A 16,957-nucleotide genomic window follows, 5' to 3' on the forward strand; every position below is an offset into this window, starting at 1 on the left:
CCTGTGTGGCATGGGCGTTATTGTTGTTGTGACGAGCGCGGAAATGCGCTTTTCCTGTCTGCGGCGGTCAGCCATCCACTACTCTGCAAAGAAGGTGCCAGAGTGATAGATTCCTGAATTCGGGGAAGAGAGTGGTGATAACTCAGCGTAACTGGATGGTCAGGTTACTATCGCGCACCAGTATGATGCAGCGTAAGTCGATGCGATCACAAAGTGTGCAATGAGATCTTTTCCGTTTCGACAATGTGAGCTGGCGCGCGTTAATGCAGATTGCACCGGTGGGATAAAAAAAAGCCCGTCAGTCTGGCAACGGACGGGCTATAAGGATGAGATAGCTTAATAAAGAGAGGCGGTGCCAGTCGGGCGTGTCTTAAACCGGCGGTGCAGCCATAAATACTGGCTGGGCGCACGCAGGATTTCCCGCTCGATAATTTTATTCATATAGGCGGCGGCAGCCTGTTCATCATCCAGCGGATAATCTTCCAGCTGTGGCTGAATCACCAGTTCATAGCCCTGACCGCGTTCTTTACGAATCAGCACTACGGTAATCATTGCCGGACGTGCCAGGCGAGCAAGCATAAAAGTACCGCTGGTGGTCGCTGCCTGAGGCACCGCAAATAGCGGAGCGAACACGCTACCTTTCGGACCGTAATCCTGATCGGGAGCAAACCAGACCGCTTCGCCCTGTTTCAGGGCTTTCACCATGCCGCGCAGATCGCGACGATCTATCATCGCTTTATTCGAGCGGGTGCGACCTTTGGTTTGTACCCACTCCATTAGTTTACTGTTATGGGGACGATACATTGCCATCATTGGCTGACATAGCCCCATCGTGCGCCCGCCCAGCTCCAGCGACATAAAATGTACGCCAATGATCAGCGCGCCACGTTTGTTCTGCTGCGCCGCCTGCAGGTTATGCAGGCCATTAACGGTAAACCAGCGTTTAACCCGGCTATCTGGCCAGAACCATGCCATGCCGGTTTCCATCAGGCCCATGCCTAATGATTCGAAGTTATGCACGATACGCTGATCCAGTTCGTAAGGGCTGAGGTCCGGAAAGCAGAGTTCAAGGTTACGGCGCGTAATGCGTACTCGCCGTGGAAGAAAACGCATTGAGGTGCGCCCCATCCAGACGCCAAGTCGTTCAATCATTGGAAAGGGAAGTTGTACCAGCAGGAACAGAACGATAAGACCAAACCAATTCAACCAATAGCGAGGATGTAGCAGATCAAAACTAAATTGTGGCGACGATTTCATGACTCTCACTTATGCAATAAAAAAGGTTGTAACGCATAATGATGTCAATCGGATTTCAATCAATCGCGGTACAGATACTCAGACAGCGGTAGGATGGAGAAGTTAGGCAGGTAAACCTAAATTTACAAAAAGTCGACAAAAAATAAGATCCAGGCAATAAAAAAGGCGCATCCCGAAGGAGCGCCTTTTTTACGGCGGTGAGGATTAGTTCATACCGTATTTTTTCAGTTTCTTACGCAGCGTACCGCGGTTGATGCCCATCATCAGGGCTGCACGGGTCTGGTTGCCACGGGTATATTGCATCACCATGTCCAACAGAGGCTGCTCTACTTCAGCCAGTACCAGCTCATACAGGTCATTCACATCCTGACCATTCAGTTGAGCAAAATAGTTCTTCAGTGCCTGTTTTACCGAATCACGCAGCGGCTTTTGCGTTACCTGATCCTGTGAGTTAACGGTAGAAACGGTCAGTACGTCAGAATTTACGCGTTGTTCGAACATAGTTCTGTCAGCTCTTTATTTCGTTTACGCAAGTTTTTCGAAGTATGCCTCCAACGCCTCCAGCTGTTCGCTGGCATCCTCTATGGCGTTGAATGTGCGCCGAAACTGGTCGTTCGGGGCGTGCTCCTGGAGATACCAGGAGACGTGTTTTCGTGCAATACGGTATCCCTTGCCGTGACCGTAAAAGTCGTGCAGTTCCCGTATGTGCTCGATGAGCAAGCGCTTCACTTCTGCCAGTGGCATGGGTGGGAGCAACTCCCCAGTGTCCAGATAATGCTGGATTTCCCGGAAGATCCACGGTCTTCCCTGAGCGGCGCGGCCTATCATCAGGGCATCAGCCCCCGTATAGTCGAGCACCGCTCTGGCCTTGTGCGGGTCAGTAATGTCTCCGTTCGCGATAACCGGAATGGAAACGTTCTGCTTAACTGTCCGAATGCTGTCGTATTCAGCATTGCCGTTGAACAAACAGGCGCGGGTACGTCCATGAATGGTCAGGGCCTGGATACCACAACGTTCAGCCAATTGGGCAATTTCAGTGCAATTACGGTTTTCTCTGTCCCAGCCGGTACGTATCTTTAAGGTCACCGGTACGTCTACGGCATTTACCACCGCGGTAAGAATACTTTTCACCACGTCGGGATACTGCAGTAAGGCAGAGCCGGCCATCTTACGATTTACCTTTTTTGCCGGGCAGCCCATATTGATATCAATAACCTGTGCGCCGGATGCCACATTAATCCGCGCCGCTTCGGCCATATCATCAGGATCGCAACCGGCAATTTGCACGGTGCGAATTCCGGGCTCGTCACTGTGTACCATACGCAAACGAGATTTATCGCTGGCCCAAACCTCTGGGTTCGACGACATCATCTCAGAAACGGTCATACCGGCTCCCATCTGATAGCAGAGCGTCCTGAAAGGCTTATCGGTAATACCGGCCATCGGAGCGGCTATCAATTGGTTACGGAGCTGGTGTTGTCCAATGCGCATGAAAAAGAAGTGACCATATCTACTCGCAAGGCGGCGTATATTACGCATTTTTTAGCGAAGATGAAAGGCCAAACTTTGAACAATCAGCGGGGAAAAATCATGGAAATGTAGGCTACTGTTCGTTCAATAAAAACTTTTCTTTTAAAAACAGGCAATTATAAATATAAGCTGAAATTGTGAGCAAAGATTTTTCTTAAATTGTGATCGCCTCCGCACTCTAAAAGGCGGTTTCAGACGCGTAAAACCGAACTTTCAGAAGGAATCACGCGTCTGGGCAGGTAAGAAACTGCCGTTAGTGAACGATTTGACGACCGTGCAGCGGCTGCAACGGACGGTTGTTGGAGTGACGCAGCGCCTCAGTAAAGCGTTTCAGCTGTGCTTCGGAGGCTTCAACAGGCTGCTTCATTACCAGCCAGATAACGCCTTCGCTACAGGGCGGCGTGGTAAGTGAGCCGCTGAAACGGTAATAGTGCTTATCCTGTGGGAAAAGCGACTCCAGAGCGAACTTCTGGTTTAACGGCACTTCCTGGTTTTCCTGCTCAGGCAGCACATTCAGAATGGTTTCCAGCGCGGTATTAGCTTTACCCGGCGTCATCATCACTGCAATTACCGCCAGCTCATCTTCGCTGTTGGCGTGCACGAAGTGGATTTCAAGCGGAAAGCTTTGTCCGTTGATATGGTTTTCGCTGGGGGCATGGAAATGGAACTGCTTTAAGACCCAGCGTTGCTCATCCAGTTTGAAATCATCTTCATCCTCAACGGCAATCTGAACCGTGTGACCATTGTTGATGATGGTTTTGGCATGGGTGGAAAAGTTGAGATCTAACGGCGGCAGATTGCCAGCTACCGGGTTTCTGATATCTATCGGCGACTGATACTTGCCTGCGTTACAGGTTTGCCACTGTTCATTGAGTTTGCCCCAGTTTTCTGGCGAGGTCTGGCCTTCATATGACCAGTGAGGAGCCGCAGCTGCTGACGTTGTCCATGCCAGCAGCAAGCCCAGTAGTGCGGTTGATTTATTTCGCATCCTGATATTCCTTATTTGGATTAATACGGGCGTCTTGTGCGCCTTGGTGATTAAAGCGATATCGCCTTAATTCTTAGGGATAGTACAAAAAATAATCGTCCCTGAATTAATAGAAAAGCGGAAAAGGGAAATGGCGCGCTACGATAGTGGCTTGCAGCGCGCTCAATGATGGAGAACGTTAACGGCAAATGCCAGTAATACGGCACCACTCCTCTTTTTCCGCTACCGGATCGAGCGCGAAGCGTTCGGCATAGGCTTCACATACGCTCTCGGCCTGGCTGGCGAGAATGCCGGAAAGCCCCAGATGCCCGCCGCTTTTCGGCAGGGCGCTAATCTGTGGTGCCAGCTCGCGCAGCGGTCCGGCGAGAATATTCGCGACTACCACATCGGCACTGAGCTCGGCTGGCTGCTGGTGGGGCAGATAGAGCGCCAGTCGGTCGGAGACGCCGTTGCGTTCTGCATTATCTCGGCTGGCCTGAATCGCCTGCGGATCGATATCGATACCGATTGCCTGAGCCGCGCCGAGCTTCAGCGCAGCGATAGCCAAAATGCCGGAACCACAGCCAAAATCGATGACCGTTTTGCCCTGCAGATTCAGACCATCCAGCCAGCTCAGGCAGAGCGCCGTCGTGGGATGCGTACCGGTGCCGAAGGCCAGGCCCGGATCGAGCATCACATTTACCGCATCAGGATCGGGCACGTCGCGCCAGCTGGGGCAGATCCACAGCCGCTGACCAAAGCGCATGGGATGAAAATTTTCCATCCACTCGCGTTCCCAGTCTTTATCTTCGATCTGCTCGATCTTATGGCGAAAGCCTTGTCCGAGCAGCGGATCCTGCTCCAGCAGGCTGACGATCTCTGCCATATCCGTTTCTGCATCAAACAGGCCGATCGCGTCGGTATCACCCCACAGGCGCGTCTCGCCAGGCAGCGGCTCAAAAACCGGCGTGTCGTGCGTATCCTGGAAGGTTACCGACACGGCACCCTGTTCCATTAACAGGTCACCCAGCGCTTCTGCATCCGCGCCGGTAGTATTGATCTTTATTTGTATCCAGGGCATAGCAATTCTCTTTATTTATACGGTGGAAGCATTGTCCGCAGCAGGTGCTGGACGGCCAAACAGATTACCAATAATAAACGCCAGCAGGCTTAACAGCAGGGCTGGCACGATGGGATGGAAGCCTCCCGGCTCCAGATGTAGCGCCGCCAGCAGCGTATAGGATACCGCGCCGATAATCATCGCGCTTAAGGCACCCGCGGCATTCGCTTTCTCCCAATACAGCCCCAGCACCAGCGGCCAGAGGAATACTGCTTCCAGGCCGCCAAACGCCAGCAGGTTGAGCCAGATAATCATATCGGGCGGGTTCCATGCCGCCAGCAGCAGCAGCAGCCCCAGCACCAGGGTAATCATCCCGGAGAGGCGGCGCAGGCGTAACTCATTGTGCAACTGTTGTGGATAGAGGCGCAGATAGAGGTCTTTCACGATCGTTGCGGAGGATTGCAGCAGCTGCGCGTTGATGGTGGACATAATGGCGGCCATCGGCGCGGCGAGGAAGATACCGGCGGCAAACGGCGGCAGCACGGTCAGCATCAACGTCGGAATTACGCGGTCCGGAATCGAAATATCGGGCAGGATCGCCCGCCCCAGCGCACCCGCCAGATGCATCCCCAGCACCAGAATCGTCATCACTATCGTGCCGAGCAGAATGCCGCGATGCACCGCTTTGCTGTCTTTATAGGAGATACAGCGTACGGCGGTGTGCGGCAGGCCAATCACGCCAAAGCAGACCAGCACAACAAAAGAGGCGAGAAAGGTCGGATTGATGATGTCGTCTACACCCTGCGGTGTAATCAGGCGCGGATCGATCCGCTGTAGTTTCGTAACGGCGGCGTGCATACCGCCAGCGGTATGGATCACCGCAAACAGTAGCAGAAAGGTGCCCGCCAGCATCACCAGGCCCTGCATAGCATCGTTCAACACGCTGGCGCGAAAGCCGCCAAAAGCGGTATAGAGCGCAATGGTAAGACCGAAAACCAACAGACCGGTATCGTAGGGTACGCCAGCCGCCGTCTCCAGCAGCCGGGCACCGCCGATAAACTGTACCGTCATTGCGCCGATAAAGGCTACCAGCAGGCTGAGGCTCGCCAGCCAGACCAGCAGCGTGCTGCGGTAGCGGGCGTAGAGCATATCGTTGAGCGTTACCGCGTTATAGCGCCGTGCCAGAATAGCGAATTTTTTGCCCAGAACGCCCAGTGACAGCCAGACCGCAGGCACCTGAATAACCGACAGTAATACCCAGCCGAGGCCATATTTATAAGCCGCGCCCGGCCCGCCGATAAACGAACTGGCGCTGATATAGGTGGTGGTCAGCGTCATCGCCAACACAAAACCACCCATCGAGCGCCCGCCGAGAAAATATTCATTGAGAAAGCGCCCCTGACTACGCTTGCGCACCGCATAGACGGAAAGCGCCGCGATCAGCAGCAGATAACCCAACAGGGGAAGAATCACTTCAGCTTGCATGTTCATCCTCCAGCGGAATATCGCGGAAGCAGGTGCGAATCATCAGCCAGCAGAGAAAAATAAACAGCAGCGGAGCAAACAGACAGGAGAGTTCAAACCAGCGCGGCAGCCCGGTAATGCCCGGCTGCATGCCGCCCAGCCAGGCGCACAGAGCCCATACTGTCAGATACGCTACCGCCAGCCAAAAAGACCAGCGGGCCTCGCGGTGTGCCTGAATAAAGCGCGCATCCATAATCGTGCCTTTCATTATGAACGAAACCAGAAAGAGAAAAGGCCGGACAAGCCGGCCTCAAATGGGGCAACGGGAGAATTACTTCTCCACCAGACCCAGCTTTTTCTCCAGATAGTGGATATTGGTTCCACCGTGCTGGAAGTTTTCATCGCACATGATCTTCATCTGCAACTCAACGTTGGTTTTGATACCGTCGATGATCAGTTCAGCCAGTGCGTTTTTCATGCGGGCAATCGCCACGTCACGGTTTTCACCGTAGGTGATTAATTTACCGATCATGGAATCGTAGTAAGGCGGCACGCTGTAACCGGCATAGATATGCGATTCCCAGCGCACGCCGAAACCACCCGGCGCATGGAAGCGAGTGATTTTGCCCGGACTCGGCAGGAAGGTATTAGGATCTTCCGCGTTGATACGGCACTCCACCGCGTGGCCTTTTACTACCACTTCTTCCTGTTTAATGGAGAGCGGCTGGCCGGCAGCGATACGCAGCTGCTCTTTGATCAGATCCACGCCGGTAATCATCTCGGTTACCGGATGTTCTACCTGAATACGGGTGTTCATCTCGATGAAGTAGAACTCGCCGTTTTCATACAGGAATTCGAAAGTACCTGCACCGCGATAGCCGATTTCCACGCAGGCACGGGTGCAGCGTTCGCCAATGTAACGGCGCATTTCGCTGGTAATACCTGGCGCAGGGGCTTCTTCCACCACTTTCTGATGACGGCGCTGCATGGAGCAGTCACGCTCGGCCAGATAAATAGCGTTGCCCTGACCATCTGCTAATACCTGAACCTCGATGTGGCGTGGGTTTTCGAGGTATTTCTCCATGTAAACCATGTCGTTATTGAAAGCGGCTTTCGCTTCCGCACGCGTCATGCTGATGGAGTTTTCCAGCTCTTTATCGCTGCGAACGACGCGCATACCGCGTCCGCCGCCGCCGCCGGAGGCTTTGATAATTACCGGATAGCCGATGCGTTTAGCAATGGCGCGGTTCTTATCCATATCGTCGCCCAGCGGGCCATCAGAACCCGGTACGCAAGGCACGCCCGCTTTTTTCATCGCGTTAATAGCGGAAACTTTATCCCCCATCAGACGGATGGTTTCGGCACGCGGACCGATAAAGATAAAGCCGGAGCGCTCAACCTGTTCGGCAAAGTCGGCGTTTTCTGACAAAAAGCCGTAGCCGGGGTGAATCGCCACCGCGCCGGTGATTTCCGCTGCGGAGATCAGCGCCGGGATATTCAGATAACTTTTTACTGACTGCGCCGGACCGATGCAGACCGTTTCGTCCGCCAGCAGCACATGTTTCAGATCGCGATCCGCCGTGGAGTGCACCGCTACGGTTTTAATGCCCAGTTCTTTACAGGCACGTAAAATGCGCAGGGCGATCTCACCACGGTTGGCAATAACAATTTTATCCAGCATGGTGCGCCTCGTTATTCGATGACGACCAGCGGCTCGTCAAACTCAACAGGTTGACCGCTTTCGACCAGGATAGCTTTAACCACGCCAGCCTTGTCTGCTTCGATCTGGTTCATCATCTTCATGGCTTCAACGATGCACAGGGTATCGCCGATATTCACTTTCTGACCGACTTCCACAAAGGCTTTCGCGTCCGGGCTCGGCGTGCGATAGAAAGTGCCGACCATCGGAGAGCGAACGATGTGGCCGCTCAGTTCCGCAGCGGCTGGCGCTTCCATTGCCGGGGCGCTGGCTGGTGCGACGGCAGTAGCCAGAGCAGGCTGCGGTGCAGGGGCAACATAGGCCTGCTGCATCATCGGGTAAGCGGGAGCTGCAGGTGCGCGGCTGATGCGAACGGATTCCTCGCCTTCGGAAATTTCAAGTTCGGCGATACCGGATTCTTCAACCAGTTCGATCAGTTTTTTAATCTTACGAATATCCATGAGTGTGGTTCCGTACTCTATTTAATTTGATTTTGACAGGCGTTTTACTGCCGTTTGTAAAGCCCAGGAGTAACCGTCGACGCCAAGTCCACAGATTACGCCGGCAGCAATATCAGAAAGCCAGGAATGGTGGCGAAAAGGCTCGCGGGCGTGTACGTTGGTAATATGCACCTCGATAAAAGGGATATCGACCGCCAGCAGCGCATCGCGTAGCGCCACGCTGGTATGAGTAAAAGCCGCCGGATTGATGACAATATAATCGACATTGCCTCTCGCCTCGTGAATACGCTCAATCAGAACGTGTTCTGCATTCGACTGCAAATGGCTCAGTTTCACATTCAGCGCGCTGGCCTGCGATGTCAGATCGTCAACGATCCCGGTCAGCGTGGTATGCCCATACTTTTCTGGCTCACGTGTCCCCAGTAAATTGAGGTTGGGGCCGTTCAAAAGCAGAATGTGAAAATTGTGCGCCATTTTGCTGCTATCTCCTGCAATAATCGAGGCATCGCGTAAAATACCTTGTGAGAAGCCATTTGTCACCTTTATCAAGGCGAAAAATGAAGCATCATTGCAACTGAAGCCGGGCATTATATCTATTTCGTTACTTTTCGCAGCTAAATACTGGTCTTATCTGCGAAGTTTATCAACCTGATAACAGCGAACTTTTAGCGTAATGCGGCAAATATGCGGGCTGCGGCACAGATTGTGCCGCTATTTTGCAAACCAGCGCCAGAATTTTTTATAGCGCCAGGCGAGGAGAATAAGGGCCAGTAACGCGTAAATCAGCGGCTGAGGCGACAGGGTTTTAACTGACCAGACATAATGTATTGGCGCTAAAACAGCTACCAAATAGAGGGTGTTGTGGAGCAATTGCCAGCGACGGCCTAGCTTTCGCTGCGCTATTTGCAGTGAGGTCAACGCCAGCGCCAGCAGAATCAGCCAGCTGATAATCCCCAGCGTAAGATAAGGACGGGAGATCAGTTCTGAACCGAGCAGTGATAAATTAGAAAGGCCCAATTCCAGCAGCGCATAACTTACCAGATGCAGCGTAGCCCAGGCGAAACACCACAGGCCGACCAGCCGCCGTACCCGCATCAGCAGCGGCTGGCGGGCATAACGCGCCAGCGGTGATATCAGTAGCGTGGCGAGCAGAAACTTGAGCGCCATACGTCCGGTAAAATGCTGTATATCTTTTGCCGGATCGGCGCTCAGGCCGCTGCCCTGCAATACGGCGAAAATCAGCCACAGCAACGGCAGCAATCCGGCCAGATGGAGCAGGACTTTCAGGCCGGTAATCTGTTTTAACGTCAGGCGCACTCAGTAGTTCTCCCGTAAGTCGAGCCCGCGATAAAGTGCAGCAACCCGATCGCCATAGCCGTTAAACGGCAGCGTCGGCTGACGCTTCACATCCAGAATGCCGCCGTTGCCGATAAAGCGTTCGCTGGCCTGTGACCAGCGCGGGTGATCGACTTTTGGGTTCACATTAGCGAAAAAACCATATTCATCCGGCGCTAACTGATTCCAGGTGGTTGGTGGGCGATCGCGCGTCAGCTTGATATGTACGATGGATTTTATGCCCTTAAAGCCATATTTCCACGGTACTGTCAGGCGAATCGGCGCGCCATTTTGCGGCGGCAGCGCTTTGCCGTAGACGCCGGTGGAAAGCAGCGTTAATGGATGCATCGCCTCATCAAGCCTTAGCCCTTCAACATAAGGGTAGTCCAGCCCGCCGCCAATAAAGCGATCTTTCTGACCAGGCATCTGATCGGGTGCATAAACCGTCTGGAAAGCGACATAACGCGCGTTGCTGGTTGGCTCTGCCGCTTTTAACAGCTGCCCCAGTTCAAAACCGACCCAGGGAATGACCATCGACCACGCTTCGACGCAGCGCATGCGATAAATACGTTGCTGCTGAGGGAAACGTTTAAAAATGTCGTCCATATCCAGCGTCAGTGGTTTTGCCACCTCGCCATCAATACGAACTTTCCAGTTATCCGTTTGCAGGCTGCCAGCATTGGCGGCGGGATCGGCTTTATCCAGGCCAAACTCATAAAAGTTATTATAGCCGCTGACCTTATCTTCCGGCGTCAGCGGTAGCTGCGCCTGCCAGATGTCTGGTTTGCTAAAATCGAGCGGGCGGCCTGCCGGAGCAGGTGGGCGATCGTTACCTTTAAACCAGGAGAGTAAATCAGCGCGAGCGCCGCCGGGAAGCGTAAGCGCGGCTGCGCCTAAACCCAGCGCTTTCAGCACCTGACGGCGCTGCTGATAAAAAATTGATTCGGGCGTGACGTCCGCTTCGGTAAGTTTATTAACGGGCTTCATGGCGTTACTCCTGTGCAGTTTCCCGACGATAACGTGGGGAGCAGATGAGTAAGCATGAAATAAAAAGCCGCGATATCGCGACTTTTTGCACAAAAATATGAAATTTCCTGGCTGGCTTAGGCCTTACTGATTTTCACCAGCGTACGTCCGGTCACTTCATTATTCAGTAACCGGCGAGCCACGTCCGGTGCTTCCTGTAAAGAAATTTCGGTAGTGGCGTGCTGGTAAAAGCTGGCCGGGATAGTTTTGACCAGGCGTTTCCAGGCTTCAGTACGTCGCGCCGCTGGCGTTTGCACAGAATCGACGCCCTGTAACCGTACATTGCGCAGAATAAAAGGCATCACCGTCGTGGGTAAGGTGAAACCACCCGCCAGGCCGCACGCAGCAACGGTGCCAGAATAGTGCACCTGTGCCAGAATATTAGCCAGCACGTTACCGCCAACGGTATCGATCGCACCAGCCCAACGTTGTTTTTCCAGCGGACGGCCTTCTGCTGCGAATTCGCTCCGCGGCAGAACCTGAGCAGCACCGAGCTGACGCAGGTAATCGCCGTTGCTTTCACGCCCGCTGACCGCCGTAACCTGATAGCCCAGCGCGCTCAGCAGAGCAACTGCCGTGCTGCCGACGCCGCCGCTGGCACCGGTGACCAGCACGTCACCTTTATCGGGCGTTACGCCGCCATCTTCCAGCGCCATCACGCAGAGCATAGCGGTAAAGCCTGCGGTGCCGAGAATCATCGCCTGGCGTTCACTCAATCCTTCCGGCAGTGCGACCAGCCAGTCACCGTTCACCCGTGCCTGTTCTGCCAGACCGCCCCAGTGCGTTTCGCCAACGCCGAAGCCGGTCAGCAACACCTGTTGGCCTACGTGAAAGCGCGGATCTTCACTGTGATGAACCGTACCGGCAAAATCAATGCCGGGCACCATCGGAAAGTGGCGAATAATTTTTCCTTTCCCGGTAATGGCGAGCGCATCTTTATAGTTGATGCTCGACCAGTTAACATCCACGGTTACGTTACCCGGCGGCAGCTGTTGCGGTGAAACTTCACTCAATACCGTTTTATACGCGCCGTCAGACTGTTCAATCAGTAAGGCCTGCATGAGATTCTCCTGAAAGTTAATTTTCAATGGTAACCATAAGGTCTCTGGCAACTATACTCGCCGAATGGGCGCAGCGTCTGACCAGCCGCAAATAAACTGCAGGCTGCTGCGGTTATTTAACGCTGACGGTGCAGATAGTTTCAGATCGTTAACTAACCGATCCCCGCTTTGTACGTCAACGGCGAGGTCATAAACGCAGCGAAAAAGGCACAGGGATGCGATTAACCACCAAACTGTCAACGTTTATCGCGCTACTTATTACTCTGGCACTGGTTTTAATGGTTGCCGGCTGCGCGCTGAGTTTTTTCTGGCTGCGCGGCGAGCGCGTAGAAAACCAGGTGCAGACGCTGGCAACTGAAATCGATCGGGCGCTGTTGATGCAACAGGTCGATAATCTTTCCCCCTGGCTGCGGCATACTATGCCGCTGCTGGATATTGAACATCTGGAGATTCATACACCACAAAGCGTCGCGCTGAAGCTCTCGCGCCATCAGCATCCGCTGCTGGAAGATGCGCCTAACCGTTTTCGCCGTTACGAACTGCCTCTGCAACACCAGCAGGGCTGGACGTTACGTGTCGACCTGCTCGATCCCGCCGATACTTTCTTCCGTTCCTTTATTGGATCTACCACGCTGATCATTATGTTGCTGGTGGCAGGCGTAATGATGCTGCTGCTGGTGCCCACGCACCGCTGGCTCTGGCGGCAGTTGAGAGGGATGGAAAGTCTGGAACGGCGCGCCGAACGGATTATTGCCGGTGAGCGTCGCGGCATCGGGCGCGGCAATGTTAATGAATGGCCGCAAAAAGCGTCGCTGGCTCTCGATTTGTTGCTGGAAGATTTGCAGGAGGCGGGAGAGCAGCGTATCCGCATTGATACGTTGATCCGCGCCTTCACCGCTCAGGATGCCGCTACGGGGCTGAATAACCGCCTGTTCTTTGACAACCAGCTGGCAACGCTGTTGGAAGATCAGGAGAAAGTTGGCACCCACGGCGTGGTGATGATGATTCGTCTGCCTGATTTTGACAGCCTGAGCGAGACGTGGGGCAGCGCTGCGCTACAGGAATATCTCTTTTCGCTAGTGAACATGCTTTCTACTTTTGTTATGCGTTATCCTGGCGCGCTACTGGCACGCTATTTCCGCAGCGATTTTATGGTGTTGTTGCCGCATCGCACGCTGAAAGAGGCAGATGGCATCGCCGCCCAGCTGATTAAGGCCGTGGATGCGTTACCGCCAGCGCCGATGATCGATCGGCAAAATATGATCCATATCGGCATCAGCGCCTGGCGCAGCGGGCAGACAACGCAGCAGGTGCTGGAGAGCGTAGAACAGGCTACCCGTCACGCCTCGTTGCAGGGAGGGAACACCTGGGTTACCGGTGAAGGCTCGGATAGCGACGGCGGGCGCGGCAGTGTTAAGTGGCGCACGTTGCTGGAGCATACGCTGAAGCGCGGCGGCCCACGGCTTTATCAAAAACCGGCGGTGCTGCGTAACGGGCATGTCCATCACCGTGAACTGCTGCCGCGTATTTTTGACGGTGAGAAAGAACTGTTGGCTGCCGAGTTTATGCCGCTGGTGCAGCAGATGGGATTGGCAGAAGCCTATGACCGCCAGCTGATGCAGAACATTATGAAACTGTCACTGCGCTGGCCAGAAGAGACGCTGGCCGTGCCCGTCACCATCGACTCATTATTACAGCCAGGTTTCCGACGCGCGCTGCGTGATATCCTGTTGCAGTGTACAAAATCGCAGCGTCAGCGTTTTTTATTTGAACTTGCAGAGGCGGAAGTGTGTCAACACTTCAACCGATTGCAGCCAGCGCTGCGTTTATTAAAAGGTTTTGGCTGTCGCCTGGCGGTGAATCAGGCCGGGCTGACCGTGGTTAGCACCTCTTATATTACGCTGGCAGGCGTTGAGCTAATCAAGCTGCATCCCGGCCTGGTACGTAATATCGAGCGGCGTACGGAAAACCAGCTGTTTGTAAAAAGTTTACTGGAAGTCTGCAAGATGACGCCAACGCAGGTTTTTGCCGCAGGCGTGCGAACGCGAGAAGAGTGGCAAACGCTGGCGACACTGGGCGTGGCAGGCGGTCAGGGGGATTTCTTTTCCACTTCGCAGCTGGTGGATAGCAACGTGAAAAAATATTCGCAAAGAGTTCGGGTTTAACCGGATGATTTGCCATAATGACGCGCGGTTATGGAGCCGGCGGCCATTTACGGCGGGTAACCGCTGTGGAAATTAAATGTTAAATTTTATAACCGTTATGTCCGCTTACCAGCCCGCTCTTGCGGGCATTTAGCTGGTTTTATGGCTAAATATTGTGGCCCTGCTGCGCCAGGCAGAGAACAAGCGCGAGATAGCTTGATTTTTCACCGAAGTAGAACGTTTTTGCGCCTTGTGGCGGCTTCGCGTGGTTGGTAAAGTAAGCGGATTTTATTTTCCGCCCCCAGCTTGCAGGATTATCCTTTAGTATGTTTAAAAAATTTCGTGGCATGTTTTCCAACGACTTGTCCATTGACCTGGGTACTGCGAATACCCTGATTTATGTCAAAGGCCAGGGCATCGTGCTGAATGAGCCCTCCGTTGTTGCTATCCGTCAGGATCGTGCCGGCTCCCCAAAGAGCGTTGCGGCAGTTGGCCATGACGCAAAACAGATGCTTGGCCGTACGCCGGGCAATATTGCCGCTATCCGTCCGATGAAAGATGGCGTCATCGCCGATTTCTTTGTTACCGAAAAGATGCTGCAGCACTTTATTAAGCAGGTGCACAGCAACAGCTTTATGCGTCCCAGCCCACGTGTGCTGGTGTGCGTGCCGGTTGGCGCTACGCAGGTTGAACGTCGCGCTATCCGCGAATCCGCTCAGGGCGCAGGCGCGCGCGAAGTTTTCCTGATTGAAGAGCCGATGGCGGCGGCGATCGGTGCTGGTCTGCCGGTGTCAGAAGCGACAGGTTCGATGGTTGTGGATATCGGTGGCGGTACCACTGAAGTGGCGGTCATTTCTCTCAACGGCGTGGTTTACTCCTCTTCCGTACGTATCGGCGGCGACCGCTTCGATGAAGCGATCATTAATTATGTGCGTCGTAACTACGGTTCATTGATCGGTGAAGCGACCGCTGAGCGTATCAAGCACGAAATCGGTTCCGCCTATCCGGGCGACGAAGTGCGTGAAATCGAAGTGCGCGGGCGTAATCTGGCTGAGGGTGTGCCGCGTGGCTTTACGCTGAACTCCAATGAGATCCTGGAAGCATTGCAGGAGCCGCTGACCGGCATCGTTAGCGCAGTTATGGTCGCGCTGGAACAGTGCCCGCCAGAGCTGGCCTCTGATATTTCAGAACGCGGTATGGTGCTCACCGGCGGCGGCGCGCTGCTGCGCAACCTGGATCGTCTGCTGATGGAAGAGACCGGCATTCCGGTCGTGGTAGCGGAAGATCCGCTGACCTGCGTAGCGCGCGGTGGTGGTAAAGCGTTGGAAATGATCGACATGCACGGCGGCGATTTGTTCAGCGAAGAATAATTTCGCCAGAAGGGAGCCGAAGCGCAAGCCACGCTCCCTTTTCTTGATGTCGGGGAATACGCAGAGTTTATGAAGCCAATTTTCAGCAGGGGGCCTTCCCTGCAGCTCCGTCTTTTTCTGGCGGTTATCGTTGCCGTCGGCATTATTGTTGCCGACAGCCGCGTGGGTTCGTTTACCCAAGTCCGTAACTACATGGATACGGCGGTCAGTCCGTTCTATTTCCTGGCCAACGGGCCACGACAAATTCTGGACAGCGTTGCTGAAACGCTGGCCTCGCGTCAGCAGCTGGAGCAAGAGAATAAGGCGCTACAGCGCGAACTTTTTCTGAAGAATAGCGAGCTGCTGATGCTGGGGCAATACCGGCAGGAAAATGCGCGCCTGCGCGAACTGCTGGGCTCGCCGCTGCGTCAGGACGAGCAAAAGATGGTAACGCAGGTGATCTCTACCGGAACCGATCCCTATACCGATCAGGTAGTTATCGATAAAGGCAGTATTAACGGCGTCTATGAAGGGCAGCCGGTGATTAGCGATAAAGGCGTGGTGGGGCAGGTTATTGCCGTCGGGCAGATGACCAGCCGCGTGCTGCTGATTTGCGACGCGTCCCATGCGCTGCCGATCCAGGTGCTGCGTAACGATATCCGGGTGATCGCAGCCGGTAACGGCTGTACGGAAGATTTACAGCTGGAACATCTGCCGGGCAATACCGATATTCGCGTTGGCGATGTGCTGGTGACATCCGGTCTGGGCGGGCGTTTCCCTGAAGGTTATCCGGTAGCGGTAGTGTCGTCTGTAAAGGTAGATACACAGCGGGCCTATACGGTGATTCAGGCGCGTCCGACAGCGGGCTTACAGCGTCTGCGCTATCTGCTGCTGCTGTGGGGAGCCGATCGTAACGGCGATCTGCCAATGGCACCGGATGAAGTGCATCGGGTTGCTAATGAACGCTTGATGCAGATGATGCCGCAGGTGCTGCCGCCAGCGGGAGAAATGGGGCCGCCCCTGCCACCACAGGTCAACGACACAGCACCAAACGCTGGCGCGCCAGCTGCTAATTCATCCGCCGGTGCCAGAAACGGCGTATCGGGAGGTCAGCCTTGAGTCGCTATCGCAGTCACGGCCGCTGGGTCATCTGGCTCTCGTTTCTTGTCGCGCTGGTGCTGCAAATCATGCCCTGGCCGGATGAACTCTATATGTTTCGTCCCTCCTGGCTGCTGTTGATTCTGATTTACTGGCTGCTGGCGCTGCCGCATCGGGTTAGCGTCGGCACCGGCTTTCTGATGGGGGGCATTATGGACCTCATCTCCGGCTCAACGCTGGGCGTGCGCGCGCTGGCGCTCAGCATTATCGCCTATCTGGTGGCGTTTAAATTCCAGCTTTTCCGTAACCTGGCGTTGTGGCAACAGGCGTTAATGGTTATGGTGCTATCTCTGGCCATGAACGTGATTGTTTTCTGGGCCGAGTTCCTGGTAATTAATATCTCGTTTCGCCCGGAAATTTTCTGGAGCAGCGTTATCGACGGTATTTTGTGGCCGTGGCTATTCTTATTGATGAGAAAAATTCGTCGTCAATTCGCAGTGCAATAA

Annotated in this window: 17 protein-coding genes; 4 read left to right on the forward strand and 13 right to left on the reverse strand. The window is 54.2% G+C overall.

The features are described from left to right. Positions 1 to 336: 336 nt before the first annotated feature. The 13 genes from lpxP to acuI all read right to left on the reverse strand — a co-directional run bounded on the left by lpxP (position 337) and on the right by acuI (position 11,860). Positions 337 to 1,257, reverse strand: a complete 921-nt coding sequence (lpxP, locus tag C7M51_RS19815) for a kdo(2)-lipid IV(A) palmitoleoyltransferase (RefSeq protein WP_160623211.1) — start codon at positions 1,255 to 1,257, stop codon at positions 337 to 339. A gap of 204 nt (positions 1,258 to 1,461) precedes the next feature. Next, positions 1,462 to 1,758, reverse strand: coding sequence for a DNA-binding transcriptional regulator Fis (gene fis, locus C7M51_RS19820; RefSeq protein WP_000462905.1), 297 nt, complete (start codon positions 1,756 to 1,758; stop codon positions 1,462 to 1,464). A gap of 24 nt (positions 1,759 to 1,782) precedes the next feature. Next, positions 1,783 to 2,748 (reverse strand): tRNA dihydrouridine synthase DusB, encoded by a 966-nt coding sequence (dusB, locus tag C7M51_RS19825; RefSeq protein ID WP_160623212.1) that lies wholly within the window; start codon positions 2,746 to 2,748, stop codon positions 1,783 to 1,785. Between the two features lie 292 nt (positions 2,749 to 3,040). Continuing rightward, positions 3,041 to 3,775, reverse strand: a complete 735-nt coding sequence (locus C7M51_RS19830) for a carbonic anhydrase (RefSeq protein ID WP_160623213.1) — start codon at positions 3,773 to 3,775, stop codon at positions 3,041 to 3,043. Between the two features lie 178 nt (positions 3,776 to 3,953). After that, positions 3,954 to 4,835, reverse strand: a complete 882-nt coding sequence (gene prmA / locus C7M51_RS19835; RefSeq protein WP_160623214.1) for a 50S ribosomal protein L11 methyltransferase — start codon at positions 4,833 to 4,835, stop codon at positions 3,954 to 3,956. Positions 4,836 to 4,850: 15 nt separating this feature from the next. Then, positions 4,851 to 6,299: a sodium/pantothenate symporter gene (gene panF / locus C7M51_RS19840; protein ID WP_160623215.1), complete on the reverse strand. Its 1,449-nt coding sequence runs from the start codon at positions 6,297 to 6,299 to the stop codon at positions 4,851 to 4,853. Further along, entirely contained in the window at positions 6,289 to 6,531 is a 243-nt protein-coding gene (locus C7M51_RS19845; RefSeq protein ID WP_160623715.1) for a YhdT family protein, read from the reverse strand. The genes panF and C7M51_RS19845 overlap by 11 nt, the downstream gene beginning before the upstream one ends. A 78-nt stretch (positions 6,532 to 6,609) precedes the next feature. Then, a complete protein-coding gene (gene accC / locus C7M51_RS19850) occupies positions 6,610 to 7,959 on the reverse strand; it encodes an acetyl-CoA carboxylase biotin carboxylase subunit (protein ID WP_160623216.1) in 1,350 nt (449 codons plus the stop codon). Positions 7,960 to 7,970: 11 nt separating this feature from the next. Beyond that, the gene (gene accB / locus C7M51_RS19855; RefSeq protein ID WP_160623217.1) at positions 7,971 to 8,438 is read right to left on the reverse strand and encodes an acetyl-CoA carboxylase biotin carboxyl carrier protein; all 468 of its coding nucleotides are present in this window, start codon (positions 8,436 to 8,438) and stop codon (positions 7,971 to 7,973) included. Between the two features lie 21 nt (positions 8,439 to 8,459). Next, positions 8,460 to 8,912 carry a type II 3-dehydroquinate dehydratase gene (gene aroQ, locus C7M51_RS19860; protein WP_160623218.1) on the reverse strand — a complete coding sequence of 151 codons (453 nt, stop codon included), beginning with the start codon at positions 8,910 to 8,912 and terminating at the stop codon, positions 8,460 to 8,462. A 237-nt stretch (positions 8,913 to 9,149) separates the two neighbouring features. Then, the gene (gene msrQ, locus C7M51_RS19865; RefSeq protein ID WP_160623219.1) at positions 9,150 to 9,755 is read right to left on the reverse strand and encodes a protein-methionine-sulfoxide reductase heme-binding subunit MsrQ; all 606 of its coding nucleotides are present in this window, start codon (positions 9,753 to 9,755) and stop codon (positions 9,150 to 9,152) included. Then, positions 9,756 to 10,760 (reverse strand): protein-methionine-sulfoxide reductase catalytic subunit MsrP, encoded by a 1,005-nt coding sequence (gene msrP / locus C7M51_RS19870; protein WP_160623220.1) that lies wholly within the window; start codon positions 10,758 to 10,760, stop codon positions 9,756 to 9,758. Positions 10,761 to 10,876: 116 nt separating this feature from the next. After that, the gene (acuI, locus tag C7M51_RS19875) at positions 10,877 to 11,860 is read right to left on the reverse strand and encodes an acrylyl-CoA reductase (NADPH) (RefSeq protein ID WP_160623221.1); all 984 of its coding nucleotides are present in this window, start codon (positions 11,858 to 11,860) and stop codon (positions 10,877 to 10,879) included. 215 nt (positions 11,861 to 12,075) lie between these two features. Between acuI and csrD the strand changes: the two genes are divergently transcribed. The 4 genes from csrD (at position 12,076) to mreD (ending at position 16,957) form a co-directional block, all read left to right on the forward strand. After that, positions 12,076 to 14,025 (forward strand): RNase E specificity factor CsrD, encoded by a 1,950-nt coding sequence (csrD, locus tag C7M51_RS19880; protein WP_160623222.1) that lies wholly within the window; start codon positions 12,076 to 12,078, stop codon positions 14,023 to 14,025. Positions 14,026 to 14,330: 305 nt separating this feature from the next. After that, positions 14,331 to 15,374, forward strand: coding sequence for a rod shape-determining protein MreB (mreB, locus tag C7M51_RS19885; RefSeq protein WP_003855260.1), 1,044 nt, complete (start codon positions 14,331 to 14,333; stop codon positions 15,372 to 15,374). Positions 15,375 to 15,443: 69 nt separating this feature from the next. After that, positions 15,444 to 16,472, forward strand: a complete 1,029-nt coding sequence (gene mreC, locus C7M51_RS19890; protein ID WP_160623223.1) for a rod shape-determining protein MreC — start codon at positions 15,444 to 15,446, stop codon at positions 16,470 to 16,472. Next, positions 16,469 to 16,957 carry a rod shape-determining protein MreD gene (gene mreD, locus C7M51_RS19895; protein ID WP_160623224.1) on the forward strand — a complete coding sequence of 163 codons (489 nt, stop codon included), beginning with the start codon at positions 16,469 to 16,471 and terminating at the stop codon, positions 16,955 to 16,957. Before mreC ends, mreD begins: the two co-directional genes overlap by 4 nt.

This window comes from Mixta intestinalis (genome assembly GCF_009914055.1).
In the GTDB taxonomy this organism is placed as follows: Bacteria; Pseudomonadota; Gammaproteobacteria; order Enterobacterales; family Enterobacteriaceae; genus Mixta; species Mixta intestinalis.

What these genes read in the sequence shown, in the direction of transcription:
- lpxP (WP_160623211.1), bottom strand. Translation starts at nt 1,257, where the DNA reads ATGAAATCGTCGCCACAATTTAGTTTTGATCTGCTACATCCTCGCTAT.
- fis (WP_000462905.1), bottom strand. Translation starts at nt 1,758, where the DNA reads ATGTTCGAACAACGCGTAAATTCTGACGTACTGACCGTTTCTACCGTT.
- dusB (WP_160623212.1), bottom strand. Translation starts at nt 2,748, where the DNA reads ATGCGCATTGGACAACACCAGCTCCGTAACCAATTGATAGCCGCTCCG.
- C7M51_RS19830 (WP_160623213.1), bottom strand. Translation starts at nt 3,775, where the DNA reads ATGCGAAATAAATCAACCGCACTACTGGGCTTGCTGCTGGCATGGACA.
- prmA (WP_160623214.1), bottom strand. Translation starts at nt 4,835, where the DNA reads ATGCCCTGGATACAAATAAAGATCAATACTACCGGCGCGGATGCAGAA.
- panF (WP_160623215.1), bottom strand. Translation starts at nt 6,299, where the DNA reads ATGCAAGCTGAAGTGATTCTTCCCCTGTTGGGTTATCTGCTGCTGATC.
- C7M51_RS19845 (WP_160623715.1), bottom strand. Translation starts at nt 6,531, where the DNA reads ATGGATGCGCGCTTTATTCAGGCACACCGCGAGGCCCGCTGGTCTTTT.
- accC (WP_160623216.1), bottom strand. Translation starts at nt 7,959, where the DNA reads ATGCTGGATAAAATTGTTATTGCCAACCGTGGTGAGATCGCCCTGCGC.
- accB (WP_160623217.1), bottom strand. Translation starts at nt 8,438, where the DNA reads ATGGATATTCGTAAGATTAAAAAACTGATCGAACTGGTTGAAGAATCC.
- aroQ (WP_160623218.1), bottom strand. Translation starts at nt 8,912, where the DNA reads ATGGCGCACAATTTTCACATTCTGCTTTTGAACGGCCCCAACCTCAAT.
- msrP (WP_160623220.1), bottom strand. Translation starts at nt 10,760, where the DNA reads ATGAAGCCCGTTAATAAACTTACCGAAGCGGACGTCACGCCCGAATCA.
- acuI (WP_160623221.1), bottom strand. Translation starts at nt 11,860, where the DNA reads ATGCAGGCCTTACTGATTGAACAGTCTGACGGCGCGTATAAAACGGTA.
- csrD (WP_160623222.1), top strand. Translation starts at nt 12,076, where the DNA reads ATGCGATTAACCACCAAACTGTCAACGTTTATCGCGCTACTTATTACT.
- mreB (WP_003855260.1), top strand. Translation starts at nt 14,331, where the DNA reads ATGTTTAAAAAATTTCGTGGCATGTTTTCCAACGACTTGTCCATTGAC.
- mreC (WP_160623223.1), top strand. Translation starts at nt 15,444, where the DNA reads ATGAAGCCAATTTTCAGCAGGGGGCCTTCCCTGCAGCTCCGTCTTTTT.